10 protein-coding genes are annotated in these 12885 nt (G+C 72.3%); 6 read left to right on the forward strand and 4 right to left on the reverse strand.

Annotated features, from left to right (window positions below; genetic code table 11):
* The first annotated feature begins 164 nt into the window (after positions 1 to 164).
* The 4 genes from MQN93_RS00250 to MQN93_RS00265 all read left to right on the forward strand — a co-directional run bounded on the left by MQN93_RS00250 (position 165) and on the right by MQN93_RS00265 (position 5542).
* Positions 165 to 2993, forward strand: a complete 2829-nt coding sequence (locus MQN93_RS00250) for a bifunctional acetate--CoA ligase family protein/GNAT family N-acetyltransferase (RefSeq protein ID WP_242707779.1) — start codon at positions 165 to 167, stop codon at positions 2991 to 2993.
* A gap of 77 nt (positions 2994 to 3070) precedes the next feature.
* Positions 3071 to 3658, forward strand: a complete 588-nt coding sequence (locus MQN93_RS00255; RefSeq protein WP_108007236.1) for a DUF5998 family protein — start codon at positions 3071 to 3073, stop codon at positions 3656 to 3658.
* The gene (locus MQN93_RS00260) at positions 3658 to 4851 is read left to right on the forward strand and encodes an alkaline phosphatase family protein (protein WP_242707780.1); all 1194 of its coding nucleotides are present in this window, start codon (positions 3658 to 3660) and stop codon (positions 4849 to 4851) included. The genes MQN93_RS00255 and MQN93_RS00260 overlap by 1 nt, the downstream gene beginning before the upstream one ends.
* A gap of 43 nt (positions 4852 to 4894) precedes the next feature.
* Positions 4895 to 5542: a thymidine kinase gene (locus MQN93_RS00265; RefSeq protein ID WP_242707781.1), complete on the forward strand. Its 648-nt coding sequence runs from the start codon at positions 4895 to 4897 to the stop codon at positions 5540 to 5542.
* A 26-nt stretch (positions 5543 to 5568) separates the two neighbouring features.
* Here MQN93_RS00265 and MQN93_RS00270 read toward each other — a convergent pair whose 3' ends face one another.
* Complete coding sequence (locus tag MQN93_RS00270) at positions 5569 to 6369, reverse strand: VOC family protein (protein WP_016432187.1); 801 nt, start codon at positions 6367 to 6369, stop codon at positions 5569 to 5571.
* A gap of 285 nt (positions 6370 to 6654) precedes the next feature.
* On the opposite strand from MQN93_RS00270, the gene MQN93_RS00275 reads away from it, so the two are divergent.
* Positions 6655 to 7506 carry a sulfurtransferase gene (locus tag MQN93_RS00275; protein WP_242707782.1) on the forward strand — a complete coding sequence of 284 codons (852 nt, stop codon included), beginning with the start codon at positions 6655 to 6657 and terminating at the stop codon, positions 7504 to 7506.
* A gap of 126 nt (positions 7507 to 7632) precedes the next feature.
* On the opposite strand, the gene sepH is transcribed toward MQN93_RS00275, so the two are convergent.
* From sepH to MQN93_RS00290, 3 genes are all read right to left on the reverse strand, one after another.
* Positions 7633 to 8679, reverse strand: coding sequence for a septation protein SepH (sepH, locus tag MQN93_RS00280; protein ID WP_242707783.1), 1047 nt, complete (start codon positions 8677 to 8679; stop codon positions 7633 to 7635).
* A gap of 402 nt (positions 8680 to 9081) precedes the next feature.
* Positions 9082 to 10401 (reverse strand): D-arabinono-1,4-lactone oxidase, encoded by a 1320-nt coding sequence (locus tag MQN93_RS00285; protein WP_242707784.1) that lies wholly within the window; start codon positions 10399 to 10401, stop codon positions 9082 to 9084.
* A complete protein-coding gene (locus MQN93_RS00290; RefSeq protein WP_242707785.1) occupies positions 10361 to 11599 on the reverse strand; it encodes an MFS transporter in 1239 nt (412 codons plus the stop codon). Before MQN93_RS00290 ends, MQN93_RS00285 begins: the two co-directional genes overlap by 41 nt.
* 158 nt (positions 11600 to 11757) lie before the next feature.
* Between MQN93_RS00290 and MQN93_RS00295 the strand changes: the two genes are divergently transcribed.
* Positions 11758 to 12885 (forward strand): ferrochelatase, encoded by a 1128-nt coding sequence (locus MQN93_RS00295; RefSeq protein ID WP_242707786.1) that lies wholly within the window; start codon positions 11758 to 11760, stop codon positions 12883 to 12885.

Genomic DNA, 12885 nt, shown 5'->3' on the forward strand with positions numbered 1-12885 from the left:
CTGCGTCCGTCCGGGGGTGGGGTGTCGGGCCGCGGCCTCGGCCCGACGTGCGTCCTTGCCGAAGTTCCCGGCGGGCCGCTCACGGCGGACCGCCGTTTCTGCATGGACGTTTCTCCACAGACTGCCTCGCGCCGTTGCCGGACGCGAGCCGTACTCTGGGGCCCATGCAGACCTCGTCGGACCGGCACGAGTATCCCGCCCACTGGGAGGCCGACGTGGTGCTGCGCGACGGCGGCACCGCACGCATCCGCCCCATCACCGTCGATGACGCAGAGCGCCTGGTCAGCTTCTACGAGCAGGTGTCGGACGAGTCGAAGTACTACCGCTTCTTCGCGCCCTACCCGCGACTGTCCGCAAAGGACGTCCACCGCTTCACGCACCACGACTTTGTGGACCGGGTGGGACTCGCGGCCACGATCGGCGGCGAGTTCATCGCCACCGTACGCTACGACCGCGTCGGCGCCGACGGAATGCCCGCGTCCGCACCCTCCGACGAGGCCGAGGTGGCCTTCCTGGTCCAGGACGCCCACCAGGGGCGCGGCGTCGCCTCCGCCCTCCTCGAACACATCGCGGCGGTCGCCCGCGAGCGGGGCATCCGCCGCTTCACCGCCGAGGTGCTCCCCGCCAACGTCAAGATGATCAAGGTGTTCACGGACGCCGGGTACACGCAGAAGCGCAGCTTCGAGGACGGCGTCGTACGCCTGGAGTTCGACATCGAACCCACCGACCGCTCGCTCGCCGTGCAGCACGCGCGCGAACAGCGCGCCGAGGCGCGGTCCGTGCGGCGGCTGCTGATGCCCGGTTCCGTCGCCGTCGTCGGCACCGGCCGCACCCCCGGCGGCGTGGGCCGCAGCATCCTCGACAACATCCGGGACGCCGGCTTCACCGGATCGCTCCACGCCGTGAACAAGGCGCTCCCCGAGGACGTCAAGGAACTCGACGGAGTGCCCGCCTTCCGCTCGGTGCAGGACATCGACGGACCCGTCGACCTCGCGGTGGTCGCCGTGCCCGCCGAGCAGGTGCCCGAGGTCGTCACCGAGTGCGGCGAGCACGGAGTGCAGGGGCTCGTCGTCGTCTCCGCCGGGTACGCCGAGAGCGGCCCCGAAGGACGCGAGCGCCAGCGCGAACTGGTGCGGCACGCGCGCACGTACGGCATGCGGATCATCGGGCCGAACGCCTTCGGCATCATCAACAACTCGCCCGACGTCCGGCTGAACGCCTCCCTCGCCCCCGAGCTGCCCCGCCCCGGCCGCATCGGCCTGTTCGCCCAGTCCGGCGCCATCGGCATCGCGCTGCTGTCCCGGCTGCAGCGCCGCGGCGGCGGAGTCACCGGCGTCACGGGCGTCTCCACCTTCGTGTCGTCCGGCAACCGCGCGGACGTGTCCGGCAACGACGTGCTCCAGTACTGGTACGACGACCCGGACACCGACGTCGTCCTCATGTACCTGGAGTCCATCGGCAACCCGCGCAAGTTCACCCGCCTCGCCCGGCGCACCGCCGCCGCCAAGCCGCTGGTCGTGGTGCAGGGCTCCGGCTCCGCTCCGCAGGGTCACGCCGTACGGGCCACACGGCTGCCGCACGCCACGGTGTCCGCGCTGCTCAGACAGGCCGGCGTGATCCGCGTGGACACCATCACCGAACTGGTCGACGCCGGTCTGCTGCTCGCACGCCAGCCGCTGCCGACCGGCCCGCGGGTGGCGATCCTCGGGAACTCCGAGTCGCTCGGCCTGCTGACCTACGACGCCTGCCTCTCCGAGGGGCTCAGGCCGCTCAGGCCGCTGGACCTGACCACCGAGGCCTCGGCGGGCGACTTCCACGCCGCCCTGTCGCGGGCGCTCGCGGACGACTCGTGCGACGCGGTCGTGGTGACGGCGATCCCGGCCATCGGCGAGGGCTCGCCGGGCGACGCGGAGCTCGCGAAGGCGCTGCGGTCCGCGGCCGAGCAGGTGCCGGGCAAGCCGGTGCTCGTGGTCCATGTGGAGCTCGGCGGACTCGCCGAGGCGCTGTCGGCCGCGGCCGGCACCGCGCCGAAGCCGGACGCCCGGGCCTCCGGCGCCCGCCGGCTGCGCCCCTCGCAGCAGCTGCCCCCACCGGTGCAGAGCCAGGAACCCACCGCCTCCGAGGCCGCCCCCCGCCTCATCCCCGCCTACCCCGCCGCCGAGCGCGCCGTCCGCGCCCTCGCCGAGGCCGTGCACTACGCCCAGTGGCGCCGCGAGGCCGCCGAGCCCGGCAAGGTGCCCGAGTACGAGGACATCGACGAGAAGGGCGCGGCCCGCCTCATCGACGGCATGCTCGCGCGCGGTCAGGGGCTCACCCTCGGGACCGAGGAGACGCACGAACTCCTCGGGCGGTACGGCATCGCCGTGCGCAAGGCGGTCCCCGCGTTCACCCCGGACGACGCCGCGCGGGCCGCCGCGGACGTCGGCTACCCGGTCGCCCTCAAGGCCACCGCCCCGCACCTGCGCCACCGCGCCGACCTGGGCGGCGTACGGCTGGATCTCGCCGACGAGGAGCAACTGCGGCGGGCGTACACCGAGTTGACCGAGCTGTTCGGCAAGCCGGAGGAGCTGCGGCCGGTGGTGCAGCAGATGGCGCCGCGCGGTGTGGACACGGTCGTGCGCGCCGTGATCGACCCGGCGGCCGGAGCCGTGCTGTCCTTCGGGCTCGCCGGAGCCGCCTCCCAGCTGCTCGGCGACATGGCGCACCGGCTGGTTCCGGTCACCGACCGGGAGGCCGGCTCCCTCGTCCGGTCGATACGGACGGCTCCGCTGCTGTTCGGCTGGCGCGGCTCGACGCCCGTGGACACACCCGCGCTGGAGGAGCTGCTGCTGCGGGTGTCACGGCTGGTCGACGACCACCCGGAAGTGGTGGCGGTGACCCTGGAGCCGGTCGTCGTGGCGCCGCACGGCCTGACCGTCCTCGGCGCCTCCGTCCGCCTGGCGCCGCCGCCCGCCCGCGACGACCTCGGCCCGCGTACGCTTCCCGTCTACTGAGCCCTGTGGCAGGCCGTGTACACGGACAACACCTGACCGGTGCCTTACGGCCACCGCACCCCCGTAGGATGGGCGTCATGGCCAAGACCAGTACGACGACCCAGGGGCTGCGAGCGGCGATCGAGCGCAGCGGCTACTACCCGGCCCTCGTGGCCGAGGCGGTGGAGGCCGCCGTGGGCGGCGAGCCCATCCGGTCGTATCTGGTCCACCAGGAGACGACGTTCGACCAGAACGAGGTGCGGCGGCATGTGACCGTGCTCGTCCTCACCGGCAACCGCTTCATCGTCAGCCACACCGACGAGCAGGCGGCGGACGACACGTCCCCGACGCCGTACGCCACGACCTCGACGGAGTCCGTGAAGATCGGCCGGATCTCGTCGGTCGTGCTCAGCCGCGTGGTCGCCAACCCCGAGCAGTACCAGCCGGGCACGCTGCCCCGCGAGGTCGTCCTGACCATCGGCTGGGGCGCCGTCTCCCGGATCGACCTGGAGCCCGCCGCCTGCGGCGACCCCAACTGCGAGGCCGACCACGGCTACACGGGCAGCTCGACCGCGGACGACCTCAGCCTGCGCGTCAGCGAGGCCGGGGACGGCCCGGAGACGGTGCGCCAGGCGCTCGCCTTCGCCCAGTCACTCTCCGAGGCGACCGCGGACGCGACCCGCTGATGGTGCACGCCACCTCCTGGGACGCCGACCCCGAACCCCTCGCCGTCGACTCGGCGCCGCTGCCCGAGTACGGCAGCGGCTCCCTCGCCGACCTGCTGCCCACGCTGGCCGCGGGCATGGCGGTGCCGGGCATGACGGCCGCGATCACCGAGCTGACCCCCGCCGACCGCAACTGCGTCTTCCTGATCGACGGGCTCGGCTGGGAGCAGCTCAGGGCGCACCCGGACGAGGCCCCGTATCTGACCTCGCTCCTGGGCAGCTCGCGCGGCGGCACCGGGCGCCCGCTGACCACCGGCTACCCCGCGACCACCGCGACCTCCCTCGCCTCCGTCGGCACCGGCCTGCCGCCCGGCGTGCACGGCCTGCCCGGCTACACCGCGCGCAACCCCGAGACCGGCGAGCTGATGAACCAGCTGCGCTGGCAGCCGTGGACCCCGCCCGCCAAGTGGCAGCCGTACCCCACCGTCTTCCAGCTGGCCCACGACGCGGGTGTGCACGCGGCCCAGGTGTCCTCGCCCACCTTCGAGACCACGCCGCTGACCAAGGTCGCGCTCAGTGGCGGAACGTTCCACGGGCGGCTGTCCGGCGAGGAACGCATGGATCTGGCGGCCGAGCAACTGGCCGCCGCGGACCGCTCCCTGGTCTACACGTACTACTCCGAACTCGACGGCGCCGGCCATCGCCACGGCGTCGCGTCGGACACCTGGCGCGGCCAGCTCATGCACGTCGACCGGCTCGTCCAGCGCCTGGCCGAGCAACTGCCGCCGCACACCGCGCTGTACGTCACCGCCGACCACGGCATGATCGACATCCCCTTCGACGAGGACCACCGCATCGACTTCGACGCGGACTGGGAGCTCAGGGCGGGCGTCGCCCTCCTCGGCGGCGAGGGCCGGGCCCGGCATGTCTACGCCGTGCCCGGGGCCGCGAACGACGTGGTGACCTGCTGGCGCGAGGTGCTGGGCGAGCAGTTCTGGGTCGCCTCGCGCGACGAGGCGATCGCGGCGGGCTGGTTCGGACCGCAGGTCGACGAGCGGGTCCACGCGCGCATCGGCGACGTGGTCGCCGCCGCCCGCGACGACGTCCTGATCATCGCCTCCGAGCGGGAGCCGAAGGAGTCGGCGATGGTCGGCAACCACGGTTCGATGACCCCTGCCGAGCAGCTGGTCCCCCTGCTCGAAGTACGCTCCTGAAGCCGACGCACGATCCTCTTCGCCGAAAGGTGCTCAACTCGACATGCCCGAGCTGGTGTTCTTCTCCGGAACGATGGACTGCGGGAAGTCGACCCTCGCTCTGCAGATCGAGCACAACCGTTCGGCGCGGGGCCTGGCAGGCATGATCTTCACGCGGGACGACCGCGCGGGCGAGGGCAAGCTCTCCTCCCGCCTCGGCCTGGTCACGGACGCGGTGGAGGTCGAGGACGGACAGGACCTGTACGCCTACCTCGTCGACCATCTCTCACAGGGCGGCCGCGCGGACTACGTGATCGCGGACGAGGCGCAGTTCCTCGCACCGGAGCAGATCGACCAACTCGCGCGCGTGGTCGACGACCTGGGCCTGGACGTCTACGCCTTCGGCATCACGACGGACTTCCGCAGCAAGCTCTTCCCCGGCTCCCAGCGCCTGGTCGAACTGGCCGACCGGATCGAGGTCCTCCAGGTCGAGGCCCTGTGCTGGTGCGGCGCCCGCGCCACCCACAACGCCCGCACGATAGGCGGCGCCATGGTCGTGGAGGGCGCACAGGTCGTCGTGGGCGACGTCAACCAGTCCGACGACATCGGCTACGAGGTGCTGTGCCGGCGCCACCACCGGCGGCGAATGACGGCGGCGACGTCGGGCTCGGCGGCGCTGTCGCCAGACGTGCTGCCGGTGTCGCAGTCCTAGCAGCGGTCGGCGGGCCTGCGCACGGCTCAGCGCGCGCTCTCGATCAGGGAGAACCGCGCCCCCTCCGGATCGGCCACCGTCGCCACGCGCCCGTGCGCGCTGTCCTTGGGCGGCGACAGGACGTGGCCGCCCAGATCCGCCAGGCGCTCCACGGCGTCGTCCGCGTCGGCGACCTCGAAGTAGGTGATCCAGTGCGGGCCCCGGTCACGGGGACAGCTGGTGCCCACGCCGTGGATGCCGGCGACCGGGCGGCCCTCGATCAGCAGCGTCAGGTAGTCGAAGTCGGCGGAGACGACCGGCTCCTCGTCGTAGCCGAAGACCGTCTCGTAGAACTTGGCCACGCTCACCGACTCGAAGGTCACCAGTTCGTTCCAGGCGGGGGTGCCGGACACGCCCGTGAGGGCCGTGCCGCGGTGCTCGGCCGCCTGCCAGATGCCGAAGACCGCACCGGAGGGGTCCGAGCCGATCGCGAGCCGGCCGGCCTCGCCGGCGTCCAGGGGGCCCACACCGATCGTGCCGCCGCACAGCCGTACCGTCTCGGCGGTCACGTCCACGTCGTCCGAGGCGAGATACGGCGTCCAGGCGATGGGCAGATGGCGGTCCGGCGGCAGCTGTCCGATGCCGGCCACCTCGTGACCGTCGAGCAGTGCCCGGACGTACGGGCCGAGCTGCTGGGGTCCGGGCTGGAACTCCCAGCCGAACAGCGCACCGTAGAACTCCTGCGTCGTGGCCAGACCGTGCACCATCAGACTCACCCAGCAGGGCGTGCCGGGCGTGTGCCGGGCGTGACCGCCGCCCGGGCCGGCCGACTCGCGTGCCTCGGTCATCGTCACTCTCTCCTCGGCCTCTCACGGTGGCCGCGTCACGTCCGCTCTCCGGACCTCTGTGCCGATGCTCGCACCACCGGTGCTGCCGCGCGCTCCGGGCGCGCCGCCTTCTGAGGAGGATGCCCGGTGTGCGGTTTCTCATCCATTTCTGTGCGATTGCCGACGGATGTCGATCAGCTGTACAGCATGTGCCCGAACCCGTACGCCTCGTGATCGGGCCTGTCCGGCCGAGCAGAGTAGTCGGACACGAACGATGCGGCCACCCCGTGCGCAAGGATGGTGGCCATGAACGCCATCATCTCCGCTGACGAACTCGCGAGCGACCTGGCGGGGCAGCACCCGCCCGTCCTGCTCGACGTCCGCTGGCAGCTCAGTGCCGCCAAGGCGGCCGGTGAGCCGCCCTTCGACGGCCGCGCCGCATACGCCTCCGGGCACATCCCGGGTGCCGTCTACATCGACCTGGACGCGGAGCTCGCCGGCACCGCGGGCGACCGCGGCCGCCATCCGCTGCCGGACCTCGAGGTCTTCGGCGCCGCGATGCGCCGGGCGGGTGTGACGGCCGGGCGGCCCGTGGTGGCGTACGACGGCGGACAGGGCTGGGCCGCGGCCCGCGCGTGGTGGCTGCTGCGCTGGACGGGTCACCCTGATGTGCGGGTTCTCGACGGCGGCCTCGCGGCGTGGGAGGGCGCGCTCCAGACGTCCGTGCCCACACCGGCCGAGGGCGACTTCGAGCCGGTGCCGGGCGCCACGGGCCTGCTGGATGCCGACGCCGCGGCGGCGCTGGCGCGGACGGGAGTGCTCCTGGACGCGCGCGCGGGGGAGCGGTACCGCGGCGAGGTGGAGCCGATCGACCGGGTCGGCGGGCACATCCCGGGCGCGGTGTCGGCGCCCACGCACGAGAACGTGGGGAGCGACGGACGGTTTCTTCCTGCCGAGCAACTGGCCGGGCGGTTCAAGGCACTTGGCGCGGCCGGCGGTTCACAGGTCGGCGTGTACTGCGGCTCGGGCGTGTCCGGGGCGCACGAGGTGCTCGCACTGGCGGTCGCGGGCATCGAGGCGGATCTGTACGTGGGTTCGTGGTCGGAGTGGTCCTCGGACCCGACCCGGCCGGTCGCCGTGGGCCCCGACCCGCGCTGACGCCCGGCGGTCGCGAGCAGGAAAGCTGACGCACGGCGGTCGCGAATACGAAAAAGGGGCCGCACCCGGCGGGCGGGTGCGGCCCTTTCTCGTTCGCGTGCGACCGGTCAACCTTCGTACGGCGGACTACTCCTGCTTCTTCCGCCGCGTGCCGAACACGATCTCGTCCCAGCTCGGGACCGCGGCGCGGCGGCCGGGGCGGACGCCGTCGGCCTCCGCCTGGCGGTCGGTGGCGCCGACGAGACGGTCGCGGTGGCTGCTGACCGAACGGGGCATGAGGACGTCCGCGTAGGCGGAGCCGGCCGAGGCCGCGGGCGCCGGCGGTTCCTCCGCCTCGGGTTCGGCGGGGGGCTCCTCCGCGGGAGCCGCGGGCGCAGGGGTGTCCTGCGCCGGTCGCTCCGGGACCACGAGGTCGCCGCGGAAGCTCGGCACCGCCTCCAACAGGCTGGTCAGCGAGTCCCGTTCACCCGTGCTCTCCTCGGCGGGCTCGGACGCCTGCGCGGGCAGGCTCGGCCGCTCCAGGGCGCGGTCCAGCGGGCGGTCGCGCGGCAGCCGTGCGATGCGCGGCACGAACGGAAAGCTGGGCTCCGGCGCGGCCAGGTCCTCGGACTCGCCGATGAGCGACCGTGCCTCGTCGTCGACGGCCTGGACGAGCCGCCGGGGCGGGTCGTAGGTCCAGCTCGCCGAGTGCGGTTCGCCCGCGACCCGGTAGACCAGCAGGACCTCCCAGGTGCCGTCGTCGCGACGCCACGAGTCCCACTGCACGGTGTCCTTCTCGGCGCCGCGCAGCAGCAGACGCTCCTGGACGGCCTCGCCCAGCTGCGGCCCGGTGTTCTCGCCGGGGCGGCGGACGGGTGTCTTGCGGGCCCGCTCGGCCATGAACGCGCGCTCCGCGAGCACGGGGCCCTCGAAGCGGCGTACGCGGTCGACGGGGATGCCTGCGAGCTGGGCCACCTCTTCGGCGGTCGCACCGGCGCGTATACGGGCCTGGATGTCGCGGGGGCGGAGATGGCTCTCCACCTCGATCTCGATCTGGCCGAGGCGGGGGCGGTCACCGCGCACGGCGGCGCGCAGGCGTTCGTCGATCGGAAGCGTGTACTCCGTAGAGTCGGCAGCCTTCAGCACCAGCCGTGTGCCGTCATTGGAGACGGCCACGACACGCAGTTCGGGCATGGGGACCTCCCGGGTGGTGCCTGCCGACGTCACGTGCGTCGCTGCTTCCGCTAGTCGAGTGTGGCCTGCCCGGGTGCAGCCTGCCACAACCTTGCCGAGTTGCCCGGCGTGTCGGGCACGGGCCCTGGACCGCCGTTATGGCACGGTTACCTATTCGCAACGCTAAGTGACCAACTCCGTCACCCTGTGCAACTAGCCCCCTCATGGCGGTCCTTGAAGGTCGCGGACGCCCTGGCGGGAGACCGGACCCAGGGCTCGCAACAGTACTCCATTCGGGCCACGTGCGTGGATTGGCACGCCGCTCAACTTCTGGCAAGGGGCGGTCTCGGCCCGCTCGTTGAGCGGTTTCCGGGATCTTGGACGTGGCGCACTTCACGCAATAGTCAGAAACGGAACCAATGGTTACGAGCCCAACACCCGGCGCAGGTAGTCGTTCTGGAACCGCCGGTCCGGGTCGAGCCGGTCGCGCAGCGCGGTGAACTCGCCGAAGCGCGGATAGGCCCGCGAGAAGTACTCGGCGTCCCGGGTGTGCACCTTGCCCCAGTGCGGCCGGCCCTCGTGAGCGGTGAAGATCCGCTCGGCGGCGGTGAAGTACGCCTGGTACGGGGTGCCCCTGAACATGTGGACGGCGATGTAGGCGCTGTCGCGGCCCGACGCCGTGGACAGGGTGATGTCGTCGGCCGGTGCGGTGCGCACCTCCACCGGGAAGCCGACCCTCAGACCCGAGCGGTCGACCATCGCCCTCAACTCGCGCAGCGTCTCGGTCAGGGCCTCGCGCGGGACGGCGTACTCCATCTCCACGAAGCGCACCCGGCGCGGTGAGGTGAAGACCTTGTAGGGAATGTCGGTGTAGCTGCGCGCGGACAGGGCCGTGCTGGAGATCCGGGCGATCGCCGGGACGGTCGCGGGCACCGCCCGGCCGACCCACTGGGCCACCTGGAAGACGCCGTTGGACAGGAACTCGTCCTCGATCCACCCGGCCACCGGGGGCACCGGCTTCTCCGGTCCCGCGCTGCGGTTGTTCCGCTTGGTGTTGGTGTTGCCGGTGTGCGGGAACCAGTAGAACTCGAAGTGCTCGTTCTCGGCCCAGAGTTCGTCGAAGTCGGCGAGCACCTTCTCCAGCGGCATCGGCTCCTCGCGCGCGGTGAGCAGGAAGACGGGCTCCACGGCGAAGGTGATCGCGGTGACGATGCCGAGCGCGCCGAGGCCGATCCGGGCGGCCGCGAAGACCTCGGGATTCTCCTTCGCGGAGCAGGTGAGCACCGAACCGTCGGCGGTGACCAGCTCAAGTCCCCTGATCTGGGCCGCGATCGAGGCCGACTCACGGCCCGTGCCGTGCGTGCCGGTGCTGGTGGCGCCGGAGACCGTCTGCTCCATGATGTCGCCCATGTTCGTCAGCGACAGACCCTCGCGGGCCAGGGCCATGTTGAGTCTCTTGAGCGGGGTGCCGGCCTCGACCGTGACCGTCATGGCGTCCCGATCAATCTTGCGGATGCCGGTCAACAGTTGAGGACGGATCAATACACCGTCGGTCGCCGCGATGGATGTGAAGGAGTGCCCGCTTCCGACGGCCTTCACGGTCAGGCCGTCCTCCGCGGCCTTGCGCACGGCCGCGGACAGTTCCTCCACGGAGGCCGGGGCGACCTGGCGCGCCGGACGGGACGCGACCGTGCCGCCCCAGTTACGCCACGTGCCGTTCCTCGCGCTCGCTGTGCTGCCCAACGGTGCCTCCCCGTCGCATGACCGGCCTGCTGAGCCGGCGGTACCCCAGGAAACCGATCACGACCGCGACGGCCCCGGACACCACCGGAACCCCGTACCCGGCCCGCGCGCCCGCCGCGTCGATGACCCAGCCGGCCACGGAGGAGCCGAGCGCGACACCGACGGCGAGCCCGGTGCTCACCCAGGTCATGCCCTCGGTCAGTTTCGCGCGTGGTACGTGCTCTTCGATCAGGGACATCGTCGTGATCATCGTCGGCGCGATGGACAGGCCCGCCACGAACAGCGCCACGGCCAGAAGCGGCAAGTTTCCGACCAGTAGGAGGGGGATCATACTCACGCCCATCGCACACACGCCCAGCAGCCAGCGTCGGGCGGGCGCCCCCGTGAAGTGCAGCAGCCCGAAGACGACCCCCGCCACACAGGAGCCGGACGCGTACAGCGCGAGCACGACGCTCGCGGCGGCCTTGTGCCCGCGCTCGTCGGCGAAGGCCACGGTGACCACGTCGACCGCTCCGAAGATCGCGCCGGTGGCCGCGAAGGTGGCGACCAGGACCTGCAGCCCCGGGGAGCGCAGGGCCGAACCGCCGCCGTGCTTCTCGCGCGGGTGCGGCTCGGGCTCCGTGGCGCGCTGGGCGGTCAGCCAGAAGACACCGGCCGCGAGGAAGCAGGCCGCGAGAAGCGGCCCGGCCTCCGGGAACCAGGCCGTGGACAGGCCGATGGAGATGATCGGCCCGAAGATGAAGCACACCTCGTCGATCACGGACTCGAAGGAGTACGCGGTGTGCAGCTTCGGGGTGCCGCGGTACAGGGCGGCCCAGCGGGCCCGGATCATCGCGCCCAGGCTCGGCACCGAGCCGATGCCCGCGGCGCACACGAACAGGACCCAGTCCGGCCACCCGAAGTGCGCGGCGAGCAGCAGCCCGGCCGCCGCCGAGAGCGCGACCAGGGTCGCGGGCCGCAGCACCCGGCGCTGTCCGTACTGGTCCACCAGCCGGGAGATCTGCGGCCCGATCGACGCGGCGGCGAGCGCGATGGTGGCCGACAGGGCGCCCGCGAGCCCGTAGCGCCCGGTGAGCTGCGAGATCATCGTGACCACGCCGATGCCCATCATCGACAGCGGCATCCGGCCGAGGAGGCCCGCGGCGGAGAAACCCTTGGTGCCGGGGGCGGCGAACAGGGCGCGGTAGGGGCTGGGCACGGGGTCTCCGGGGGTACGGCTCGGTGAGGCGCCGACTGGGGCTCAGTAAGGTGCGAATGCAGCTGATACAGCTTACGAACGAGGTCACCCTAATGCACGCCGATATACCGTCACCCCGCGGTTTCCCGGCCGTCAGTGCCGGGTGGCAGGATCGACCCATGTCAGACGTGCTCGATGCCAGTCCCTACGACGCCCTCCTCCTGCTCTCGTTCGGCGGCCCGGAGGGCCCGGACGACGTGGTCCCGTTCCTGGAGAACGTGACGCGAGGGCGAGGCATCCCCACCGAACGCCTCAAGGAAGTCGGACAGCACTACTTCCTGTTCGGCGGGGTCAGCCCCATCAACGACCAGAACCGCGCCCTCCTGGACGCCCTCCGCAAGGACTTCGCGGAGCACGGCCTGGACCTGCCGGTCTACTGGGGCAACCGCAACTGGGCGCCCTACCTGACGGACACCCTGCGCGAGATGGTCGCCGACGGCCGCCGCCGCATCCTGGTCCTCGCCACGAGCGCCTACGCCTCCTACTCGGGCTGCCGGCAGTACCGCGAGAACCTCGCCGACTCGCTGGCCGCCCTGGAGGCCGAGGGCCTGGAACTGCCGAAGATCGACAAGCTCAGGCACTACTTCAACCACGAGGGCTTCGTGGAGCCCATGGTCGACGGCGTGCTGCAGTCCCTGGCCGACCTCCCCGAGGACGTCAGGGCCGGAGCACACCTCGCGTTCTCCACCCACTCGATCCCGACCGCGTCCGCGGACACCTCCGGACCGGTCGAGACCCACGGCGAGGGCGGGGCGTACGTCGAGCAGCACCTGGAGGTGGCCCAGCTGATCGCCGACGCCGTGCGCGAGCGCACCGGCATCGACCACCCCTGGCAGCTCGTCTACCAGTCACGCTCCGGCGCCCCGCACATCCCGTGGCTGGAGCCCGACATCTGCGACCACCTGGAGGAGCGGCAGGCCGCCGGGGCCCCGGCCGTGGTCATCGCCCCCATCGGCTTCGTCTCCGACCACATGGAGGTCCTCTACGACCTCGACACGGAGGCCAGGGCCAAGGCCGAGGAGCTGGGCCTGCCGATGCGCCGCTCGGCCACGGTCGGCGACGACCCGCGCTTCGCCGCCGCGGTCCGCGACCTCGTCCTGGAGCGCGCGGCCGTGCAGCGCGGCGAGAACGTCACGCCCTGCGCCCTGGGCACCCTCGGCGCGAGCCACCACCTCTGCCCGGTCGGCTGTTGTCCCGCCCGCGCCCCCCGCCCGGCCGCCGCGGGCGCCGACAGCCCCTACGCGTGA

Source organism: Streptomyces spinosisporus, from assembly GCF_022698145.1.
Taxonomy (GTDB): Bacteria; Actinomycetota; Actinomycetes; order Streptomycetales; family Streptomycetaceae; genus Streptomyces; species Streptomyces spinosisporus.